The 21304-nt window shown below is 50.2% G+C and carries 15 protein-coding genes; 7 read left to right on the forward strand and 8 right to left on the reverse strand.

What is annotated here, in order from left to right:
- Positions 1–180: 180 nt before the first annotated feature.
- From ACYVFD_RS10355 to ACYVFD_RS10375, 5 genes are all read left to right on the forward strand, one after another.
- Positions 181–2982, forward strand: a complete 2802-nt coding sequence (locus tag ACYVFD_RS10355) for a hybrid sensor histidine kinase/response regulator transcription factor (RefSeq protein WP_461089911.1) — start codon at positions 181–183, stop codon at positions 2980–2982.
- Positions 2983–2992: 10 nt separating this feature from the next.
- A complete protein-coding gene (locus tag ACYVFD_RS10360) occupies positions 2993–3715 on the forward strand; it encodes an alpha/beta hydrolase (protein ID WP_461089913.1) in 723 nt (240 codons plus the stop codon).
- A 175-nt stretch (positions 3716–3890) separates the two neighbouring features.
- Positions 3891–5609 (forward strand): GH35 family beta-galactosidase, encoded by a 1719-nt coding sequence (locus ACYVFD_RS10365; RefSeq protein ID WP_461089915.1) that lies wholly within the window; start codon positions 3891–3893, stop codon positions 5607–5609.
- Between the two features lie 303 nt (positions 5610–5912).
- Positions 5913–6713 carry an SDR family oxidoreductase gene (locus tag ACYVFD_RS10370; RefSeq protein ID WP_461089917.1) on the forward strand — a complete coding sequence of 267 codons (801 nt, stop codon included), beginning with the start codon at positions 5913–5915 and terminating at the stop codon, positions 6711–6713.
- Between the two features lie 162 nt (positions 6714–6875).
- Positions 6876–7577, forward strand: coding sequence for an SGNH/GDSL hydrolase family protein (locus ACYVFD_RS10375; RefSeq protein ID WP_461089919.1), 702 nt, complete (start codon positions 6876–6878; stop codon positions 7575–7577).
- Between the two features lie 62 nt (positions 7578–7639).
- On the opposite strand, the gene ACYVFD_RS10380 is transcribed toward ACYVFD_RS10375, so the two are convergent.
- The 6 genes from ACYVFD_RS10380 to ACYVFD_RS10405 form a co-directional block, all read right to left on the reverse strand.
- Entirely contained in the window at positions 7640–9640 is a 2001-nt protein-coding gene (locus ACYVFD_RS10380) for an FAD-dependent oxidoreductase (protein ID WP_461089921.1), read from the reverse strand.
- A gap of 63 nt (positions 9641–9703) precedes the next feature.
- Complete coding sequence (locus tag ACYVFD_RS10385; RefSeq protein ID WP_461089923.1) at positions 9704–11464, reverse strand: FAD-dependent oxidoreductase; 1761 nt, start codon at positions 11462–11464, stop codon at positions 9704–9706.
- A gap of 34 nt (positions 11465–11498) precedes the next feature.
- Complete coding sequence (locus ACYVFD_RS10390) at positions 11499–12242, reverse strand: RraA family protein (RefSeq protein WP_461089924.1); 744 nt, start codon at positions 12240–12242, stop codon at positions 11499–11501.
- A 26-nt stretch (positions 12243–12268) separates the two neighbouring features.
- Positions 12269–13921, reverse strand: a complete 1653-nt coding sequence (locus ACYVFD_RS10395; RefSeq protein ID WP_461089925.1) for an SMP-30/gluconolactonase/LRE family protein — start codon at positions 13919–13921, stop codon at positions 12269–12271.
- Positions 13918–15174, reverse strand: coding sequence for a spinster family MFS transporter (locus ACYVFD_RS10400; protein WP_461089926.1), 1257 nt, complete (start codon positions 15172–15174; stop codon positions 13918–13920). Before ACYVFD_RS10400 ends, ACYVFD_RS10395 begins: the two co-directional genes overlap by 4 nt.
- Before the next feature lie 177 nt (positions 15175–15351).
- Positions 15352–18141 carry a glycoside hydrolase family 2 protein gene (locus tag ACYVFD_RS10405; RefSeq protein ID WP_461089927.1) on the reverse strand — a complete coding sequence of 930 codons (2790 nt, stop codon included), beginning with the start codon at positions 18139–18141 and terminating at the stop codon, positions 15352–15354.
- A gap of 96 nt (positions 18142–18237) precedes the next feature.
- Here ACYVFD_RS10405 and ACYVFD_RS10410 point away from each other — a divergent pair, with 96 nt between their 5' ends.
- The gene (locus ACYVFD_RS10410; RefSeq protein ID WP_461089928.1) at positions 18238–18468 is read left to right on the forward strand and encodes a hypothetical protein; all 231 of its coding nucleotides are present in this window, start codon (positions 18238–18240) and stop codon (positions 18466–18468) included.
- The gene (locus tag ACYVFD_RS10415; protein WP_461089929.1) at positions 18465–18926 is read left to right on the forward strand and encodes a PIN domain-containing protein; all 462 of its coding nucleotides are present in this window, start codon (positions 18465–18467) and stop codon (positions 18924–18926) included. Before ACYVFD_RS10410 ends, ACYVFD_RS10415 begins: the two co-directional genes overlap by 4 nt.
- Here ACYVFD_RS10415 and ACYVFD_RS10420 read toward each other — a convergent pair.
- Together ACYVFD_RS10420 and ACYVFD_RS10425 are read right to left on the reverse strand one after the other, a co-directional pair.
- Entirely contained in the window at positions 18908–19699 is a 792-nt protein-coding gene (locus ACYVFD_RS10420; RefSeq protein ID WP_461089930.1) for an SDR family NAD(P)-dependent oxidoreductase, read from the reverse strand. The genes ACYVFD_RS10415 and ACYVFD_RS10420 overlap by 19 nt on opposite strands.
- Before the next feature lie 172 nt (positions 19700–19871).
- Entirely contained in the window at positions 19872–21062 is a 1191-nt protein-coding gene (locus tag ACYVFD_RS10425) for an enolase C-terminal domain-like protein (protein WP_461089931.1), read from the reverse strand.
- Positions 21063–21304 lie beyond the last annotated feature (242 nt).

The raw sequence follows: 21304 nt of genomic DNA on the forward strand, positions 1-21304 counted from the left end.
TTGCGAAAGGCTGTTTTCAAAAGTACAATAAATAATAGCCTGGCATTAAAAAATTTTAATACCGGATGGCGAGCTAGTAGATCATTGGCAAAGCGCGGCCCCATTTGCAGTGGGTGATTGGTATCTTTTGTAGTCAATTCCTTATACATTATCTTTGGTCAGTACCGTAAAATTTCACTTATGCATAATTCAGCCGGGTGGCCTGCCAATCGTTATGCGTTTGCTACGGGCAAGTGTACATCGGCGGGGCTGCTGATTAGCTGGCTACTGGTTGTGGTGACCTGGCTCTTTGTGAGTGGGTGCCAGTCGAAAACGGAAGCGCGTATCTATCGCATTGGTTTTTCGCAGTGTACCGGGGGCGATGAGTGGCGGAAAACCATGCTGACCGATGTCAAACGTGAGTTAGGCTTTCATCCGAACTACACACTGCTCTATGAAGATGCAGGCAATAGCACAACCCGGCAGATAAGTCAGGTGCAATCGCTGGTGGAGCGGGGTATCGACCTGCTGATAATCTCTCCCAACGAAAGCAAGCCCTTTACCAAGGTTATTGAAGCTGTTTTTAAGCAGGGTATCCCCGTTATTCTGCTGGATCGCAAGATTGATTCTGAGTCGTACAATGCCTATATCGGTGGTGATAATGTGCAACTGGGTCGCATGGCCGGAACGTTTATCGCCAATCAGTTAAACGGGAAAGGACGGATTGTTGAGGTGTGGGGATTGCCTAGCTCGTCGCCTGCTCAGGAACGACATAAGGGCTTACAGGAGATTTTGAAAAAATACCCGTCTATTGAGGTTGTAAACGAGTTGAATGGTCAATGGGAGCGCGATACAGTTCGACGAGTGATTGCTTCGGAACTGGACGTGCTGAAAAACGTGGATCTGCTTTTTGCTCATAATGACGTGATGGCAATGGGCGCTTACGAAGTTTGCCGAAAAGCCGGGATACAGAAACAGCTAACCTTTGTGGGTATCGACGCCTTGCCTGGCCCCAGTGCTGGCATGCAGGCTGTAACGGATGGGGTTCTGAAAGCCAGCTTTTTATACCCAACAGGTGGGGAAGAAGCGATCAAAACGGCAGTTCGAATTCTTGATGGAAAATCCGTAGTTCGTGAGCAAATCCTAAACTCGATTCAGGTCGATGCCTCGAACGTGTACGCGTTAAAGGCGCAAAGCGATAAGCTCTTGTCGCAACAGGCCGATATTGAGCGACAGAGCCACCGGGTCGAAGTACTGACCCAAACCTATACCTCGCAGAAAAACACCTTATATCTGATACTGGCCATATTGCTTGCTGCGCTACTGCTTGGCGGATGGGCGTTGTATTTATATCGAACTAAACAGACGGCCTATCAGACGCTTGAAAAGCAGAACCAGGAAATTCTCGACCAGAAAGACGAAATCGAACGGGTATCGCAGCAGGCCAGGGTAGCTACCGAAGAAAAGCTGCGGTTTTACTCGTACATCTCCCACGAGTTCAACACCCCGCTGAGCCTGATTTTGACCCCAACGGAAGACTTACTCAGTAAAAAAACGGTCGCGCCCTATGAGTTAAAAAACAGTCTGGCGCTGGTGCAGAAAAATGCATACCGATTGCTTCGGCTGGTTGATCAAATGCTTGACCTGCGTAAATCGGATGTAGGAAAGCAGCATCTACGGGCCAGTGAGCAGGACCTGGTTGCCTTTGTGCGTGACATTGTAAACGACTTTCGGCGAAAGGCCGAGAAACAACGGATCGACTTGCAACTGATAACCAGCCTGAGTAATCTGCCGGTTTGGTTCGATGCCGAAAAGCTGGATAAGGTGCTGTTCAACCTCTTGTCGAATGCGTTCAAATATACTCCTAAAGGTGGCTTGATCCATGTTCGTCTGGAGCCGTTGGCGGATCAGGTTCGCATTCAGATAGAGGATAATGGGCAGGGAATGTCGCCCGATGAGCGTGACCATGCATTCGATCTGTTTTATAGTGGTAGCCAGCCGTTTAACCTCGCCAAAGGGATTGGGTTAGCTTTGTCGATGGAATTTATTCAACTGCACCGGGGCGACATCAGTGTGCAATCGACGTTGGGTGAAGGAACGACGTTCACGATTTTGCTGTCCCTGGGAAGCAGTCACTTAGCGCCTGACGAGATAGTACCCACCACCAGTACGCCTACATTGCCCCGTTTACCGATCAATGAGGACGTTGAGGGAATATCACAACCGGCTCTGTTTACATTGTCTAAACAAACAGGGACGGTGCTCGTGATCGAGGATAACGATGATCTTCGGGCGTTTTTGACCATGCGCTTGGGTAATGAGTTCGATATTATTGCCGAACCTACAGCCGAGTTAGGGTGGGAGCGAACGCTTGAGGCAATTCCAGATCTGATTGTCAGCGATGTGATGTTGCCGGGTATGGATGGCTTACAATTGACTCAGCGTATTAAAACTGACCTGCGAACGGCGCATATCCCGGTTGTCCTGCTAACAGCGAATGGACAGATGGAAAACCTGATTGAGGGCGTTCGGGCCGGGGCCGATATGTACCTGACCAAGCCCTTCAATGCCGTCTATCTGATCGAAACTATTCGTACGTTGCTGGCCAATCGGCAAAAAGGCCAGCAACGGTTTGCCTCTGATTTTGTCCTTCAATCGGGTGGGAATCGGGAGGAGAAGAAGTTTCTAAACCAACTGACCAGCCTGATTGAACAAAATCTGAGCGACCCTGGCTTTGGCGTGGAAAAGCTGAGTCGTGAAATAGGTATCTCTCGGGTGCAGCTATATCGAAAAGTACAGGCCCAACTGGATATGAACGTCATTGACTATATCAACGAAATTCGACTGAAACGAGCCAAATACCTGCTGCGGGAAACTACCAAATCCATGGCTGACGTTGCTGCCGAGACGGGCTTTAATTCGGCTGCTTATTTTACCACCTTCTTTAAGCAGCATACGAAGAAAACGCCATCGGACTACCGCAAATCTCCATTAGAAGCTTAACTGAACTTGTATGAAGTGGAGAAAATTGGCACGCCAAATCTGGATCGGAGCCGGTCTTGTGTTTATTGCCTGGAATTTCATATCCTTTCAGGCGCATGGCGTCAATGAGGAAATTCTGACCTCAACCGCTATGCTCACTGTACGGCAAACGGATGATTTTCTGGGATTTATACCACAGGGTGCTAAGCGGCAGGTGCTTGTTTTTTTTCCTGGCGCTATGGTCGATCCGACTGCGTACGCTCCCTTAGCTCGTCGTGTGGCGGAGGCTGGCTACGCTGTCTACATTATCAAAATGCCCTGGCGATTGGCTACGTATGGGTATAAAAAGATTAATGGATTACCCGAATTTGCTGATACCACAAAGCAATATGTACTCTGTGGTCATTCGCAGGGTGCTAAAATGGCAGCTCAATATGTGTATGAGTTTCCCGGTAAAATGGCGGGATTGATTCTGATAGGTACATCGCACCCCCGCGATATAAGTCTGGCGACCCTAACCATACCGGTGATGAAAATCTGGGCTACACATGACGGGTTGGCTAGTCCTAAAGAAGTGACTCAAAATAAGGGTAAGCTGCCTGCCAGTACCGAGTTTGTTGTGATTCAGGGTGGAAACCATGCGCAATTTGGCTACTATGGGCCCCAGTTGGGCGACGATACACCGACGATCTCCCGCGCCGAGCAGCAAAAAATTTGCGAACAGGCTATTGTCCGGTTTCTGCAGCAGGTATAAGGCTGGCTTAATCTTATATAGCCTACCCGTTTACCAACTGCATTTAAGTATCAGAAGACGTTGAGTTTCTTTGGTAAGAAACGGATTAATAGGTTTTGCGTCGTCAATTATTCAACAAACCAAACACCGTTCAGGACTATCTCCTCGTATCAACCTTAATAACGTCTCACTACCTATGCGATTTTATAGCTGTCTACTTCTATTTCTGCTGAGCAGCCTTCTGATTGTTGCCCAACCCAATAAACCTCCCCATCTGACGAAAAGCGCCAATACAGTGCAACTGGTCGTAAACGACAAACCGTTTCTGGTACTGGGCGGGGAACTGCATAACTCGACGGTTTCGGGAGCGGCTTACATGCGCGGGGTGTGGGCCGAACTTAAGAAAAAGCACCTGAACACGGTGCTGGCACCCGTGTATTGGGAATTGATCGAACCTGAGGAAGGGAAATTTGACTTCGCACTGGTTGACAGTATGATTTACGGCGCTCGAAAGCAGAACCTGCACCTGGGCATTCTCTGGTTTGGCGCCTTTAAAACCACCTATTCGACCTACGTTCCGTTATGGGTTAAAGCCAATACGGCAAAATACCCCAGAACGATAACTAGTAAGGGCGAACTACTGCCAATGCTGTCGGTCTTTTCTGAAGCGAACCTCAAAGCCGATGCAAAAGCGTTTAACGCGCTGATGCAGCACATCCGGCAGATTGATGAGAAGTACCAGACGGTGATTATGGCACAGGTCGAAAATGAACCGGGCCTGTTCAATCAATCTCGTGATCAGAGTGTAGCAGCCACGAAAGCGTATAACGAGGGCATTCCGGCCGATCTGATGCGCTATCTTACGGCAAATAAAGGCAAGCTGCAACCCGAAATCGATAGTATCTGGAAGGTTAATGGTTACAAAACATCGGGCAGTTGGGAAGCGGTATTTGGCCAAAGTGTGCTGGATGAAAAGAACCCGAATGTCATGTCGTATTTACCCGAAGAACTATTCAGTGTTTATCACTACACTAAATTCATTGGTCAATTGGCGGCTGCGGGAAAAGAGGCTTACCCCATTCCGATGTTTATTAACGCCTGGCCCAAAGCAGGCGGTATGATGAGCGTACCCGGCAAGTACCCCAGTGGAGGACCTGTTCCCCATACCCTGGACATCTGGCGAGCTAATGCCCCAGCCCTTGATTTCATTACGCCGAATGTATACGCAGCTAAACAGGGCGTATATGCGCTGGCAAACCAGTACCATCGCTCGGGTAATCCCCTGTTTATTCCAGAAATACGGCAAGGAGTAGAACCCGCCAATCTGGCATTCTGGATTTATGGTCAACACGATGCAATCGGCGTAGCACCCTTTGGTATCGATGCTACGTCGGCTGAGCAGGACCCATTCACTAAAACCTTTGCGGTATTAGCGCAGGTGGAATCATTAATACTGGAACACCAGGGCAAAGGGACCATGGCGGGCATTTTTGTTGATTCGACGGCGAAATCGCAAACCGTTACGTTAAATGGCTATACCGTGAAAGCAGACCTGGTGGTTCCCCGGCGATTTCCCGGTTCGCCATCAGTAGCCCCGAGTGCTACCCTGGCTGGTGGTCTGGTGTTTGGCATTGGGCCTGATGAATTCATAGCCGTGGGTAAAGACTACGAACTGACGTTTACACCAATAAAAGCTGATTCGCAACAGCCGCGCGTTGATGTAGCCTATATGGATGAGGGCGCTTTTGTGAAGGGCAAATGGACGGTTAGCCGACGCTTAAACGGAGACGAAGGCACGGGGGGCGGTAGCATCGGTAGTTTTGCCATTAAAAATAACCGAACCGGAACCCTGCGTTTTCAAAAAAATACCGGCGATACTTATAGCATCGTCCGAATAAAGTTTTACCATTATTAAGCGATACTCACTGTGTTTGCTCCTTTAGACTTACACCCTGAATTGTCTGTTCAATATGTTTGGGTCGGTTAGGGTAAGCCCCAATACATACTTAAAAATCGATTCAGTTCTACGTTAGACTAACCCTTAACCAGGGCTTTGTTTGGATAGTAATCGCACCAACGATCCGGCTGTTTTACAATTTTGTCGAGCCATTCAGAGGGGTAGGCCAGTAGATGATTGTATTTGTTCGTAAACTTGCTGTCCTGTTGTTTCAGTTGATGATCAGGCTTCAGGATTAATACCGTTTTGTTTGCATTTATTATGTCAAAAGTAGTTTTAATTACGGGGGCATCGACTGGTTTGGGTCATTCGATAGCTACTTATCTGGTTCAACGTGGGCACACTGTTTATGGAACATCTCGCCAGACTAATTCAGCCGAGAATGCCTTTCGAATGGTAACGATGGATGTTGTTGACCCGCAGAGCGTACAGAATACCATTGACCAGATTGTGCAGCAGGAAGGGCGATTAGATGTACTGATCAATAATGCCGGTTTGGGTATTGCGGCTCCTGTTGAGTCGTTATCGCTACCAGACGTTCAGCAGGTTTTCGATACGAATGTGTTTGGGATAATTCGGTTGATACAGGCAGTATTACCATCCATGCGCCAGCAAAAATCAGGCTTAATTATCAATATCAGTTCGATTGCGGCTGAAGCCGGATTGCCGTATCGGGGAGCGTATAGTGCCAGTAAGGCGGCCGTTGAGCGATTGACGGAAGCGCTACGGCTAGAGTTGGCTCCCTTTGGTGTACAAGCTTGCTCTATTCAGCCGGGCGGCACACGGACCGACATCAACAAAAATCGACTGAGAGTATCGCTTCCCGAAGGCAGTGTGTATAAAAAGACGTTCGACAGAACTTATGAGCTGATCGATGAAAGCGTTAGCAGGGGGATTGATCCGGCTGTATTTGGTCCTTTGATTGAGAAAATTATCAACTCATCGCAGGTTGAGCGTCTTTACCGGGTTGGTAAACCGCTAGAAAAATTCTCGGTGCTGCTAAAGCAAATTTTGCCAACGACCATCTATGAGCGCATGATTCGCAATCATTACGAGATGTAAAAAATGCGTTAGGAGTTAGCGGATTCATGTCGGATTATTTTCCTCCTGACATACAGCGAGAAGACCCTGAAAATTACCATGCTACCTAAAACGTCAAGGCGCACTTTTCTTCGATCATCTGTAGGGACTGGATTTTTATCCAGTCTATCAGCCGAATCGCTGTTGTCCGCTAACTTGGTAAACTCAACTGAACCACCCAAGCAGAAAGGGCTTGTTTTTCTATTTCAAGGGGATTCCATTACCGACGGAAATCGGGGAAGATCTACAGATCCAAACCATATTATGGGGCATGGTTACGCATTCAGCATAGCCAGTCGCATAGGAGCCGATTTTCCGGAAGACGGATTTACATTTTATAATCGGGGCATTAGTGGAAACAAGGTAACGGATCTGCAAAAGCGCTGGCAGGCAGATACACTCGATCTGAAGCCCGATGTGCTTAGTGTGTTAATAGGCATCAACGATACCTATACGGCTGTCAACAAACCGACCGAAGCGATTGGTCTGGAACAGTTTGAAGCCGTTTATAGAGGATTGCTCACCGATTGCAAAAATCAGAATCCAGCCAGTTTATTTGTGCTGGGCATTCCCTTTGTTTATCCGGTTGGGCAGCGCAAAGAAAACTGGGAACTCTGGCGCGACGAAACAAGTAAACAACAAACTGTTGTTCGGAAACTGGCCGCCGAATTTGACGCTGAACTAGTCGACTACCCGGCTCTATTTGACAAGGCGATGCGAAAAGCTCCCGCTGAATACTGGATTTGGGATGGCATTCACCCTACTGTATTTGCCCATGAACTGATGGCGCGCGAATGGCTTAAACAAGTCAGTAAACGACTGAAATTCCTGAAAACGTATCGGTAATCCTTTGTTGATACCATAGAAGCCCACTCCAAACGTGTAATACGGACCGAAAAGCCTGAAAGTCAGAATGTTGGAACGAATAAAATGGCATCGGCTGCTACGGGGCCATCCGTCTGCCTGACCACGATGTCAACCGATGAGGTCTGCCCTTTAGGCAGTTCATATGTACCCAATGAAACCCATTCGCCCGACGTTTGGCCAACGACAACAATATCGGCCGGTTTGATCGGAATAGACTTACTGGTTTTACCGTCCGAAACCATAACGCCCAACTCGGTAGCCGTTTTAGCTAGTCGGGGGAAGTAGGCGTAAATGTGGTATTTCCCTGCTTTAACGATATTTGGTCGGAAGCGAACAGAGGCTGCTTCTCCACCCTGGCCTTCATATATCAGGTAGGAAGGGCCGTATCCACCTTTAGTTTTACTCTCAACCCGCCAAGGTCCCGTTATTGTTGTTTGCGTCTGGTTGTCATTGTCGACCAGAATTTCGGGCGTGCTACCGTCGGCCAGTGGGTTTGCTTTTAGTGTCTGTTGGAGCTTCGCTATATCTACTTTTTGCACACTGGTTTTCGCGTCGATGGCCATCACGGCTGCCAACGCTGTCGACTGGCCCAGCACCATAAAAACCGGCTCCATCCGAATCGATCCATAAGCGATGTGCGAGGCCGACAAACAAACCGGTACCAGCAGATTACGGCATTCAACCTCTTTCGGAATGAGCGCCCGATAGGAGATGGGATAAGGGCCGAAACCGCCAACTTCCACATTACCTTCATTTTTGGCCATTTTCTTGCCGTCTTTCTCCAGAACGATCCGCTGAATGTTGTGCGAATCCATGGTATAAGCCGCCATGCCAACTCCGTCGGTGACTACTTCTTTGCCCTGGCAATTAGCCTGCGTCATGACATAGGCCCCTACCATCCGACGTGCTTCCCGTACATAAAGTTGTGGCGACCAGTTTCCGGTATCGGTATATTCATCTTTTGGGTACCCCCACTTCAGCATTTGCTCCCGAAGCGCCTGGGGCACGCGGGCATCGTGGCCAAAGAAATACAGTAACCCTTTGGTGTACAGCTCGTGATCGCGAATGATCTGTGCCCGCTTTTCGTAACTGCCATCCGGGTACTCGTAATTCATTCCGATCATATCCGTCGAAAAACCATTCCGATTGTTGATGTCGGTTTTGTTGTTGGGCATCCCGCTCCAGATGAAATAATCGTTAAGTGTTTGTTTCTGCGGTTGAGCCGCCAACAGCCGTACCAGCAGTTCGTACCGCGTGGAATCATAACCCGGTGGCTGCGTAATGGGGACCTGATTGGCCGGGTCCGACGAGAGGCAAATGCGGTAATTGTAGGCCTGTACCTTGCTGTCGCCCGTTCCGTTGGGTTCCAGCTTTGCCGGACTGACGCCCCAGACCAGACCTGATTCTGGCTTTCCGGGCGTTTTGTAAGGGTCAATACCATCAGGAAGCTGGTGGCCCGTCATCAACTGCACTCCACTGATGGTTTCGTTGTATTTGGCATTGTCTTCCCGCCCAACGGTGTACGAAACCCCGGCTTTGGCCATCAGATCCCCCTCGTACGAACAGTCAATGAACATCTTCGCCCGGACGCTGCGTTTGACTGATGGTTTATCGAAGTTTTCCAGAGTGATTTCCTGAATCTGCCTACTGGTTTTCTTCACGCTCGAAAGCCGATGCGAAAATAAGACATCTACCTTGCCTCGTTTGACATACTCCTTGAATAGATCTTCGGCCACGTGAGGTTCAAAAATCCACTGTTCAAACTTGCCGTAATGCTGACCAATACGTCGGTAGTAATCGCGGGAAATGCCCGTAATGGCGTATTTATTGCCAATATCTGTGAGCCCCAAACCGCCGGATGTCATGCCTCCTAAACGCTTACCCGGTTCGATCAAAAGCACCGTTTTTCCGGCCATTCGGGCCGTATAAGCCGCAATAACCCCGCCTGAGGTACCACCATAGACACAGATGTCGACTTGCTGTTGGGCAATGGAGGAGTAGACTAGTAAAAGGCTGAGACAACAGGTGAGTAGATAGCGCATAGAGGAAGGACTAGAACTAGTTGGCGAGATGGTTTGAGGCAACGCAATCGATTAAGGAAACGCTCATTTTTCGGCTAACAATGCCAGTTGATTGGTCGCAAAATTCGGGTCGGTAGCTGTCATCCCCTTGGTATATACCAGAATTGCTTTCTGCTCAAGCAGGGCTTTTTGTAGTTCAGGAATTGCCAACGCATGTACCGATTGCGATTTCTGCACACAAATGGCGGCTGCTGTTCCGGCCGCCTGTCCGAGTGCCATCCAGCAGGGTTCCATTCGGAGTGTGGAAAAACCGATGTGGGTGGCCGATGCCGGAACCGGAGCCAGTAGGTTTTCCAGGGGCGAATCGGGCACCATCACCCGAAACGGAACGGTATACACCGCCGACGGGTAACTAATAAACCCATCCAGATGAATTCGACCCGCTTCCCGTTTCCGAACCGCGTGCGAATCGAGTGCGTAATGGCTCGCTGTGATGCTGTCGGCATGAATCGGTGGTCGTCCACCTGGTTTAACGGGTTGCGCATCCTGCGCTTTGAAAATGTATTTTCCCTTCATCCGGCGGCCTTCCCGGACATAGAGTTGCCGGGGGAAATGACCATTGTCGGCATATTCATCTTTGGCCCAACCCCATTCTGAACATTGTTTCCGGAACCAGTCGGGCAGTGCCGGGTCATTCTGCGCAAAATAGAATAGCCCTTCCGTATACTCCCGAAGTCGTTGGGCGAATCGGTCACGCCATTCCCAGCCAGAGGTTGGGTAAGGCCAGTTTTCTTCCGGCAAATCCGTTGAAATAAACGCATGGTGCTGGTTATTGCCGTCGTTTTTACCATTGGGCAGTTTGACCATATTGGTCAGCCAGGCAATTCCTTTGGGCATACCAGGGACTTCAGGTGGCAAACCGGCTTTGGCCCGGCGCAGATTTTCCGCTTTTTGGGCATCTGTTACCTCCGTCATCGCCACTCCGGTATAGTTTCCCGTAGTTACATCGCCGATCATTGAAATATATTCGTCGCGATTGTACCGGGCCGGTTTCTGAATTTTTACCCGGATTCTCGGGTCGTTGGTTACGCATAACCGGTAGTTGTACGACTGCACGGCATTATCCCCCTGAAAAGTCGAACTCGGCCCTTCTGGTCCAGCCCAATATTTGTAAACACGCCCGGCTCCCACTTCATTATACTCCGATTTGCCTTCCCGCCCCAGAAAAAACGGTACGCCCGAAGCCGCAATCAGGTCACCTTCATAAGTCGCGTCGATGAAAAAACGGCCTGTATAGGTTTCCGTCTTTTTTGAGGTTCGATCCGTTACCCGAATGCCTTGAATCCGATTGTTCTGGATCGTGAGGTTCTCGGGTTCAAAGTCGAATTGCCGCATGGTCAGAACGGTCACATTGGGGCTTTCCTTCAGGAAACCGTCGAAGATTCGGGCGGCTACCGATGGCTCGAAATGATACCCATCCGAGCAGTCTTTCACCTGTTGCGAGTCGGCACCGTATTTCGCGACGTAATAGGCTTTGATGCGATTGACAAACTCAAGAAACAACCCGCCAGTAGCCCCCCGCGTGGCAATATCCGTAGCACCGAGGCCGTTGGCAGGCAAGCCACCGATGTGGGCTGTCCGCTCCAGAATCAGCGATTTCTTGCCAAGTAGGGAAGCGGCTACTGCGGCCATGATGCCACCGGGAGTACCCCCCACAATGATCAGATCGTATTCGGTTTCGGCCAGCGAGCTGATAAGATCGGGGTGGATGTCGGGCATCCCAGCAGTCAGGGCCAGACTACTTAAGCCAGATACTTTTAGGAAATTTCGTCGAGTTGTCGGCATGTCTACAAGCGCAAAGTTGTAAAAGGCGTTTCGGTCAGAAATATCCCCCTTTCTCGGTAATTTCCTGAATGGTCTGCCCTTCGTGAACCCAGTTGAAAATCAGTTTTTCATTCGCAATTATTTCCTCGGCCCGCATCAATACGTCGTAGGCGATAGCCCGTGGGACGACCAATACGCCGTCGATATCGCCTAGTACGATGTCGCCGGGTTTGATGGTTACGTCGCCAATCTGAATCGTAATCTGGTAATGGGTAATCAGGCAACGACCCAGGCTTCCGTTCGAGATGCGGTATTTGTAAAAAACCGGGAAATCGGCCTCCAGAATTTGATGCGTATCCCGAATGCCGCCATCGATACAGGCGGCTTTTACTTTTTTCCCTTTAGCCGTAGCCGTCATAACGCCCCCCCAAAGTGTCGCTTTGCTATCGCTGGTGGTATCCCAGACCACAAAGGCGTCTTCGTGCATCTCTTCGAGCATCTGCGTACGGAATTCCATTTCGCCCCGGATCATAGCGTTGGGGGCACTCTTTACGGTAAAGGCAAAACCCGCCACCGTTCGGTACTCGCGCAAGGGTAAAATATGACCGGGTAATGCCTGATTCAGCAGACAAAATTCGCGCATCACGTCGTTGACGGCACCCGTGTAGAGCTGTTCAAACCGTTGTAGTAGTTCTTTTTCCGGGATAGGGAACGTGGTGTCGGAAACGCCTTCACGGTTTTCGATCAACTTCTCCAGATTCATCAAGCCGACTTCTTTCTTATACTGATCGACACTCATGATTATTTCGTTTAGATAGTTTATAATCAATTGAATAATGTGATTCCTTTGGTTGTTGCTGGTAGGTTTACCAGTTGTCCTTTTTCAGCTTCGGTAACGACCAACCCGAGTTTACCCGCTGGATCGAAGGCGCAGTTGGTTGGGTTTTGACCGGCTGTGTTAATTTTCCGTATGACTTTCCCTTCGGGCGAAACGACATGGATATAGCCGGTGCCATAAACCGCTACGTAGAGGTTCCTATCGTCGCCGAACGCCATGCCATCAGGTCCGCCGGGACCATTTGGGCCGTCAACTGTAGCCCAGACAGCCGCATCGGTCCATTCACACTTTTCAGCGTTCCAAGCCCCTTTCCAGAGCCGATGTTTGTAGGTTTCGGCCAGAATCAGGGTTTTGCCATCGGCGCTGAATGCCAGCCCATTCGGAAAATATTTCTCCGTCGTAAATTTCTTTGTACTGCCGTCGCGCATCCGAACCACTGCGTAGCCTGTCGGATCCTGTCGCGATTCGCCGGGACAGGTGAACAGCAGGTTACCAGCCGAATCAAAGGCTAAATCATTGGGTTTGTTAAGCGGCTCACCGTCGATTTTATCCAGAATGGTTTCAGCGTTTTCAGTAACCGGATCGAAGCGACGAATGCTACGTTGGGCCGAATCGCAAAACCAGATTTTTCCCTGTTTGTCAATAGTGATGCCGTTCGGGCCACCACCCACGTGATAGCGTTTTAGTTTTCCATTTTTGTACTGAACCAGGCTTTCACCTTTCAATTCAACCGTCCATAAGCTACCATCAGCGGCAAAAGCAGGGCCTTCGGGGAAGTTCAGTCCGGTTGCCAACATAGCAACCGGAGGTTTGGGAAGTGGATATTGCTCATGAATCTGAGCTATTTCTTCCGCCGATAAGGCCCGATCAAAAACGGCCAGGCCACCCAGTTGACCGACAAAGTCATTGCCGATATCTCCGAGCCGATGAACGGCCCCAACGGTAAAATCCGCCCCATCGTCACCACCGTCAAAAATGCCTCCTTCGTACGGATACGGATTTCGGTCGGCGCGGGTGTCAAACTGGCCGTTGCGGTACGATTTGATGAGGTGTCCATCGTAGGTCATGGCCACGAATGTCCATTCATCGTAGCGAACGGGCGTTTGGCCAATCGACACATCGACGCACCATTTTTCGCCGGGAGTCGGACCGCCCACGCCTGAAATATGCCCACACACCTGACTTTTGCTGTCGCGCAGTCGAATGTTCAGAAACAGACAGTATTGCCGTTTTTTCCGGGTTTCGTTCCACATACCGGCAATGGCTTCGCACTCGGCATTGTCCCGACTTTTAACTTGTCGCTTGATCCAGGCCAGCACGGTAACCTGCGCGTACTTACCACGAATGTTCAGGCCAGGGCAGTCGGCGCGGGGAATGGTCAGGTATTCATGCTCCCGAATGTCGAGCGAGCGACCCGACAAAACACCCTCTTTACGCACCAACACTGGTCCGGTTGGCTCCTGTAATTGATACTGAAATTTACCTTTGGAACGCAGTGGCTGTTGCCCGGCAAAATCCCAGAGACATAGCAAATTGGGCGTTGAGAGTAAATCCGATTTCGAGGATAAAGTATGTGCGATGTCAGTCATCATCAGGCCACTGAGTACGGTTGAACGGGTGATAAAATGACGTCGGTTCATAAGGCTGCTTCTTTGTCTCGGTCAAAAAACAGGAAAGCGCCCGCCCAGAGAAACAGGCTTCCCAGCACATACACGCCCGATAAGCTTGCCAGTCCGGTAGCCAGCCCAAGTGTTGGTTTCAGTACGCCCAGCAGATAGGGGGCAATCGAGCCAATCAGAAAGGCGCAGGCCAGCATCAGGCCGTAGGCCGATGACCGAATTTTGGGCGACACCACTTCGTAGAGTGAAGCCACAATGTTGGAGTCATACCAGCCCCGAAAAATGCCGAACAGAAACAGCGCTACGTAGGTGAGCACCTGGGTGTCGCTCATGCTGATGCCGTAGATGAACGGAGCCCCCAGCAGTAGCCCTGACGCCTGCACGATGAGTCGACTTCGGGGGTTGGCTTTGGCGTAGTAGTCGGCAATTTTGGCTCCCGACAGCACGCCCAGAAAGGCTCCGAGATGATGATAAAACAGCGATGAAAACCCGGCATCGGTCAGGCTCATGCCAAACTTATCGACCAGAAACGACGGCATCCAAGTCAGATACCCAACGTTGACGAATACCATGCAGCCAAAACCCAGCGTGAGCATGATGACCGTTGGCTTACGAATCACGATGCGTGCCGTTTCACTAATTTCGGCAAGCATCGGTTGACGTACTTCGACGGTAGCCTTGACGACGTCTTTCGGAATACGGCTGAAGAAGACAAAAGCCAGTACAACACCCAGACTGCCAAACAGGTAGAAAGCTTTCTGCCAGCCGTAATGTTCGCCAATGTAGCCAGCAATGATACCGCTCAGGATAATGCCGAAGTAAACGGCCGTCTGGTGAATGGACAGTGCAAACGAGCGACTTTCTTTGTATTTCTCGCCCAGCAACGCATTGGCCGACGGCGCGTAGAAAGCTTCTCCGCCACCTGTTGCGACACCCCGTAGTAGAATAAATTGCAACACGCTGGAACAAAACCCCGTCATCAAGGTAGCGCAGGACCAGAATAGCAAACAGAAACCCAGAATATTCCGGCGTGAAAAACGGTCGCCGATGAAACCCGCGATCGGAACCAGCAGACCATACGTCCAGACAAGGGCCGACGCAATCAGACCCAGTTCGGCATCGGTCAGGCCGAGGTCTTTCCGAATGAGCGGCAACACGACGCTGAAAATCTGCCGGTCGGCCTGATTCAGAAAGAACGCCAGCCAGAGCAGGGCCAGTAACTCCCAGCGGAAGCCCGTCGGTTTTTTCGTGAGCGAAGGTGGTGATTCAACCATGATTATCGTTGATAATGGCTATTCTTTGTCATCCCGACGACAGGAGGGATCTTCGGAGAATACCCAAAGACGCTGCTAACGAAGATCTCTCCTGTCGTCGGGATGACAAAAAACTATACCTTAATTACATTGTTAATAAGACACTTATCATTAAATCCGACCCGTTATTCATAGTCATCAAGGGAGTTTAGTGGTTGTTGGCGAAGCATTCCAGGCGCTGACGGTCAACGTGGCTTTCGAACGGGTTTCAGGCTCGCGCCAAAGTACGTCCATGTCGATTTCCTGCGTTTCGCCGGGGGCGATCCACGTAAAATTGTCCGATGCCACAATGGCACGTTTGGTGCCTGTAATGTCTACCTTAGCCATAAAAGCCGGGGCTTTTCCCGTATTGGTCACTTTTACCCGAAGCAGACTTTGGTCGGTGCCCGTCTGTTTCTGACCGACTACCGAAGCCGTCAGCGATGTAGCCGTTTTGGCAACGGTTGGTTTCAGGAATGGGCCTTTTTCAAGCGTTGGCCAGGGAATGGGGTTGCTGACGTATTTCTGGTAAAATCCGTCGTTTTCGAGCATCGATAGACTACGTGGGTAATAGAACGAGCGGGACAACAGCTTGCCTGAACCATCATGTAGTTCGGCAACAATCAGCACGTACCGATCCCGGTAATCCGCTGGAATCGCATACTCGCCTAGATTAGCCGAACTCACCGACGTGCCAGCCGCTATGGCTATTTTCTGTTCCTGCTTCCAGAGTTGTCTAAACGTATCATCAAGTACCTGTATGGAAATTTTCGCAACCGGAATAGCCTGAGGCAGTGAATGCGTTACCTTAACGGGTAGCCGAATTCGTTCGCCGGGTTTCCAGAGCAGGCGCGGAATGTCAATCGCTACGTGCGTAGGTTCGTAAGTTCGTTTGAGAAAATAATATGGTGCTCCGGCATTGCCAAACCAGTCCATCATCTGAATGGCGACAACCGGCCAGTGGCGTTTGAACACCCACGGCATCAGTCCCGACGTAACCGGGTAATTACCCTGCATTTTTTCCGAAAACACCTGATAGAACTCCCCGGCTCCCACCTGTGATGCTTCCGTTACAGCTTCGATAGTTGGATCGGTCATGTCGGTAACGTGCGACGCCCGACTTAGCATACGCGGTACGCGGCTGGGACCATATTCGGTGAAGTGGTGAATAAATTGTGGATGATCTTTGTAGAACTCCTTATCCCACATGCGACCCAAACCCGTGAATTCTTTGTTATCAACCGTTTCGTAGAACAGATTCGCTTCGGGCATGGAGTGCATACCCGTTTCCGAAATCCAGGGTTCATAGCGGTAGCCTACGCCATACCAGGTTGGGTCCATATCGGGGTAAGTATGCAGACTACCGTCGTCAGGTGTGGTGCGGACGTATAATCGGGACTTATCGAAAATGTCCAGGTTGCGTTCCAGAATCCCCATTGTGGCCGCGTTGCCGTACGAATATGGGTTGAATTCGTTGCCTCCGCACCAGACCGCGAGCGATGGATGATTGCGCAACCGAACGATGTTCTGTACCACTTGTGCTTCCCAGATGTCCTGCGGGTAGAGGGGTGTGTCCTGATTGCCAATCGGGAAATCCTGCCAGACCATAATCCCCAGTTCGTTGCAGATATCGTAGAAATGTTCGGACTCCAACAGGCCACCTCCCCAGATACGAATCAACTGAACGCCCATTTTTTTAGCCGCTTCGAGTGTCCAGCGGTAGCGTTCTTTCGAGGTTTCGAGCAATACATCCTGCGGGGTGAAGTTCATGCCTTTCACAAAAAACTTCCGGCCATTGACCACAAATTGCCAGTTCTCCCAGCGGTCGGCATAGCGCGGACCCGCCGAAGTAATCCGCTCGATGGTTCGTATGCCAAATGGAAACTGAATCTGGTCAACCACCTGCCGGTCTTTTTTGAGGGCCACCCGCGCTGTATACAGATTAGCCTCGCCCAGCCCATTCGGATGCCAGAGTTTAGGGTTTAATATGGTTAAATCGTCTTCAAACCAGGTACGTCCTTTAAACGCCTTGAACGGTTTTTCCTGGGTAAAGGCAACCTTCCCGGTTTTATCAATCAGTTCAACCAACACCGACAGAGCCGCATTGGATAGGGTAGTTCCCGGCACTCGACCGTCGTAATGGTGCATCTGGGCGTTTTTCCAGGGATGAAGCTGATACCCAAGCGAATTCGTATCAACCAGCACCTCACTCGCCAGGTGGAGCGTTGCTTTTCCATTCTGGATCGACGTCGTGGTCAGATAAGGTCGTTCGAGGTGGTAGGGTTGCACGATTTCGAGCCGGACATCCTGCCACATCCCCACGCTGAAGAACATTTCACAGCCCGAACTTCCCGAAATCACCCACGGTTTGATAATCCGGCCACTGGCGCGGGGATTATAGCCTTTCCGCTTTTCAATCATGTATTCGCCGTTACTGTTTCGGGGGAGGCTTTCATAATCAGTGGCTTTGTTGCCCCAGTCCGCGGCTCGAACTTCCACCAGCAGTTCGTTTTGGCCACCAGACTTCAGTAGCTTGCTAATCTCGACCGAGGGGCCACCGAACATGCCTTCGTGTACGCCCACGAGCATACCGTTCAGCCATACTTTTGAGAAGTAATCAACGCCATCGAAGCAGAGAAATACGTAGCTGCCGGGTTTGGCGCTGGCAGGTGTCGGGAATGTTTTGCGGTAATACCACACCTTCTCGTCCATGAACTTATACTGGTCGGAGTTTTTGTGGTAATACGGGTGCGGCAATTTGCCAGCCTTATAGTACGACCAGTGCACCGAGTTGGGAACAGTGGTCTGGAACGCATCCTTACGTGGAGCCTTCAGGTCCGTTATGGGTGCATCGGTATGCGACAACTCCCAGCCATCACCCGACAGCGACACGTGTTGCGCACCCGTTCGCGGTGTGATTCGATACGGTTGCCAAAGTTTTCGGGCCATCGTATCGGACTGAGCTGAAACCCAAGTGGTGCTCAGCAACGTTATTAGGAATAGTAAGGAAATGTGTCTACTTTTCATCGTTAAAAGGCTAGGCTTATGGAAGCACTTCGGTTTATACAGCGCGTCACTGATGATACATTAGTGTTACCCATGCCCCCCTCGTATCGGGAGCAGGAGGTGGAAGTCATCGTTTTGAAAAAAGAACCGTCACCCAAGCCCGAATTAACAGTCGAGGAAAAACTGGCGATTCTAAAGAAATACGAAGGGTCTTTCCCGAAATGGGAACCAGGACCAGATTTTGAGGACGAAATGTATACGCAGGAATGAGAATTTTTCTTGACTCTTCTATTCTGATTGAATATTCGAAAGGGAATAAAAGAGAATTGATGATAGAGCTGTTGGGCCGAAGTTACCAACTGGTTTACAATGCTATTGTGACCACAGAGTATATCTATCACGCCCTCGGACATTATGGACAAAAGGCGCCCCGAACCTTGAAAGAGGCTAATCGTATTCCAACAGTACTTGATAATCACGCTCCGCTTGCGTTGTTCAATTTGTTTGAGCAGGTAACAGACAAATACCCAAAAACGGAGGAGGTAATCCGATTGATGACGACCTACAATATGTTGCCCAACGATGCAATTATTCTGGCTCATTGTCTGACTGCAAATATTTCTTTTCTGGCTTCTTACGATTCTGATTTTCATGAGCCTTGCCGCAAAGAAGGTGTTACCCTCATTGACAGCGTCGAGGTTCTGAATACTCACTTCCCTGTCTCATAAGGTTTAGGCTTCCCATAACCACGCATCAATAGCAAACCGCCGTCGATGGTGATGGTCGAGCCGGTCATATAGGTGCCCGATGCGATTAAATCAACTAGTACGCTGGCGATTTCGTCAGGTTGACCTAGTCGCCCGGCGGGTATGCCATCATTCACTTCCTGAAGCAGATCTGGATTTTCCCAAACGGCCCGATTGATGTCGGTTTGAATGGCGCCAACTGCCAGTGTATTGACCCGAATGTTGTGCGGCCCTAACTCCATGGCTACACCTTTCATCAGGGTTTCCAGCGCTCCTTTAGTTGCCCCGTAAAGTGACAGCCCCAAACCCGGCCGGATACCGTTGACCGACGTTATGGTCCAGATGCTACCGGCTATATGATGCTTTACCATGTTTCGGGCAACTGATTGGGTCAGGAACGTGGTGCTTCGAAAATTGACACTGTCGAATTGATCGAAATCAGCCTCTGTTACATCCAGAAAATGCTTTTTGTACGATACGCCGGCATTATTCACCAGAATATCCAGCCCACCTGCTACCTCCCAGGCTTGTTCCGCTAATCGAATTGCCTGAACTGTTTCCTTCAAATCAGCCTGTAGTGCATACGCCTTACGACCCATTTGCCGGATAGTGTCCGCAACGGCTTCGGCCTCTTCACGATTCTCGTGGTAATGCACCACGACATCGCAACCTGCTTCGGCTAATTGCAGGGCAATGGCCTTTCCGATTCCCTGCGACGCTCCGGTGACTAGTGCTTTTATATTGTTCAAGCGCATTGATTACCTGCTGATTTTTACGATCTTAATTCGCTCCTGCTCGTCCGCGATTGTATCGCGGATGATTGAGGTACGCGTCTGCGACGCTCTATTAGTTTGCTGCCTTACGCGTCACAGACGCGAGTCTCGATCATCCGCGATGCAATCGCGGACGAGCTGCATGTTCTGTTCATTACATGCCTCCCACTGTCGGGTACCAGTCGGGCCGGTAGGGGTCCTGGTGGAAACGGGCGTAGTAATCCCCTTTTTCTTCGAAATACTTTTCGTAATGCTTCATCTTGTCTTCGTCCAGCGATACCCCTAAACCGGGGCCGGTCAGGACTTTGATACAGCCATTTTCGTACTTCATCAAGCCACCTTCAATAATGTCGTCGGTGAGGTAGTGGTAGTGTGCATCACCCGCGAAGTTCATTTGTGGAATAGTCGATGCTGTATGGATCATAGCCGCCAGTTCGATCCCAAACTCGGCCCCGGAGTGCATGGCCACACCCAGATTGAACGTGTTACAGACGGCTGCCAGATCCTTCACCCCACGCGGCCCTTCCCAGTAGTGAATATCAGTCAGGATAATATCGACCGATCCCATGCGAATGGCTGGAGCCAAGTCATCGAATTTGGCGGGGTACATATTCGTAGCGATGGGAATCCGAATCTGCTTGCGAACGGCCGCGTTGCCTTCCAGTCCCCACGAGGGGTCTTCAAAATATTCGATGTTGAGATCTTCCAGCCGACGACCAATCTGCACGGCGGTCTGCACCGACCACAGGCCGTTCGGGTCGATACGCAGGCCAAAGTCATCACCCAATTTTTCGCGGCAAAGCTCCAGTACACGCGCTTCTTCTTTCGGAGATTTTACCCCCGCCTTTAGCTTCATGGAGTTGACACCCAGCGTTTCGTGCAGCTCTACGCAGAAATCGGCCATATCCTCAGGGGTTTCGTCGTGGCCACCACCCGGACGGTCGTATCGCCAGAACAGGTAGGCGATAAATGGTACTTCATCGCGAACGCGTCCACCCAATAGGTCGCTCAACGGCCGATTCAGAACTTTGCCTTGAATATCGAGACAAGCCATTTCGATGGCGGCATACAACCGCGCATTGGACATGTAATAAATACTGCGCAGTACTTTCAGCTTGATTTTTTCGAGATGAAACGGGTCTTCGCCGATGATACGAGGTTTTAGTTTTTGCAGAGCGCCCCGCTGATCACCTCCGCCCACTTCGCCCAATCCAACGATCCCTTCGTCGGTGAAAATTTCGAGAATGGTACGCAGGAAATAGCCGGGGTGTACGCCCGTATTATGGCGCAGTTGAGCGTTGAGTGGAATGGCGACGCAACGGGTACGGATGTCAATGATTTTCATGAGCGAAAGAGTGAATGAGTGAAAGAGCGGTGGCCTGGCAATCTGGTTAGCGTTCCAGAGAATGTGAGCTATCTCACTCAGTTACTGTTTATATTATGTAATCAAGCTAATTTATCTTAGGCTATTTAAAAAGGGCGTTTTTGTCATGCTGACGAAGGAAGCATCTTCGGTAGCAAGCATTATTACAGTTATCGAAGATGCTTCCTTCGTCAGCATGACAAACAATAACCTGATGTATTTTC

The organism is Spirosoma gilvum, from assembly GCF_054776815.1.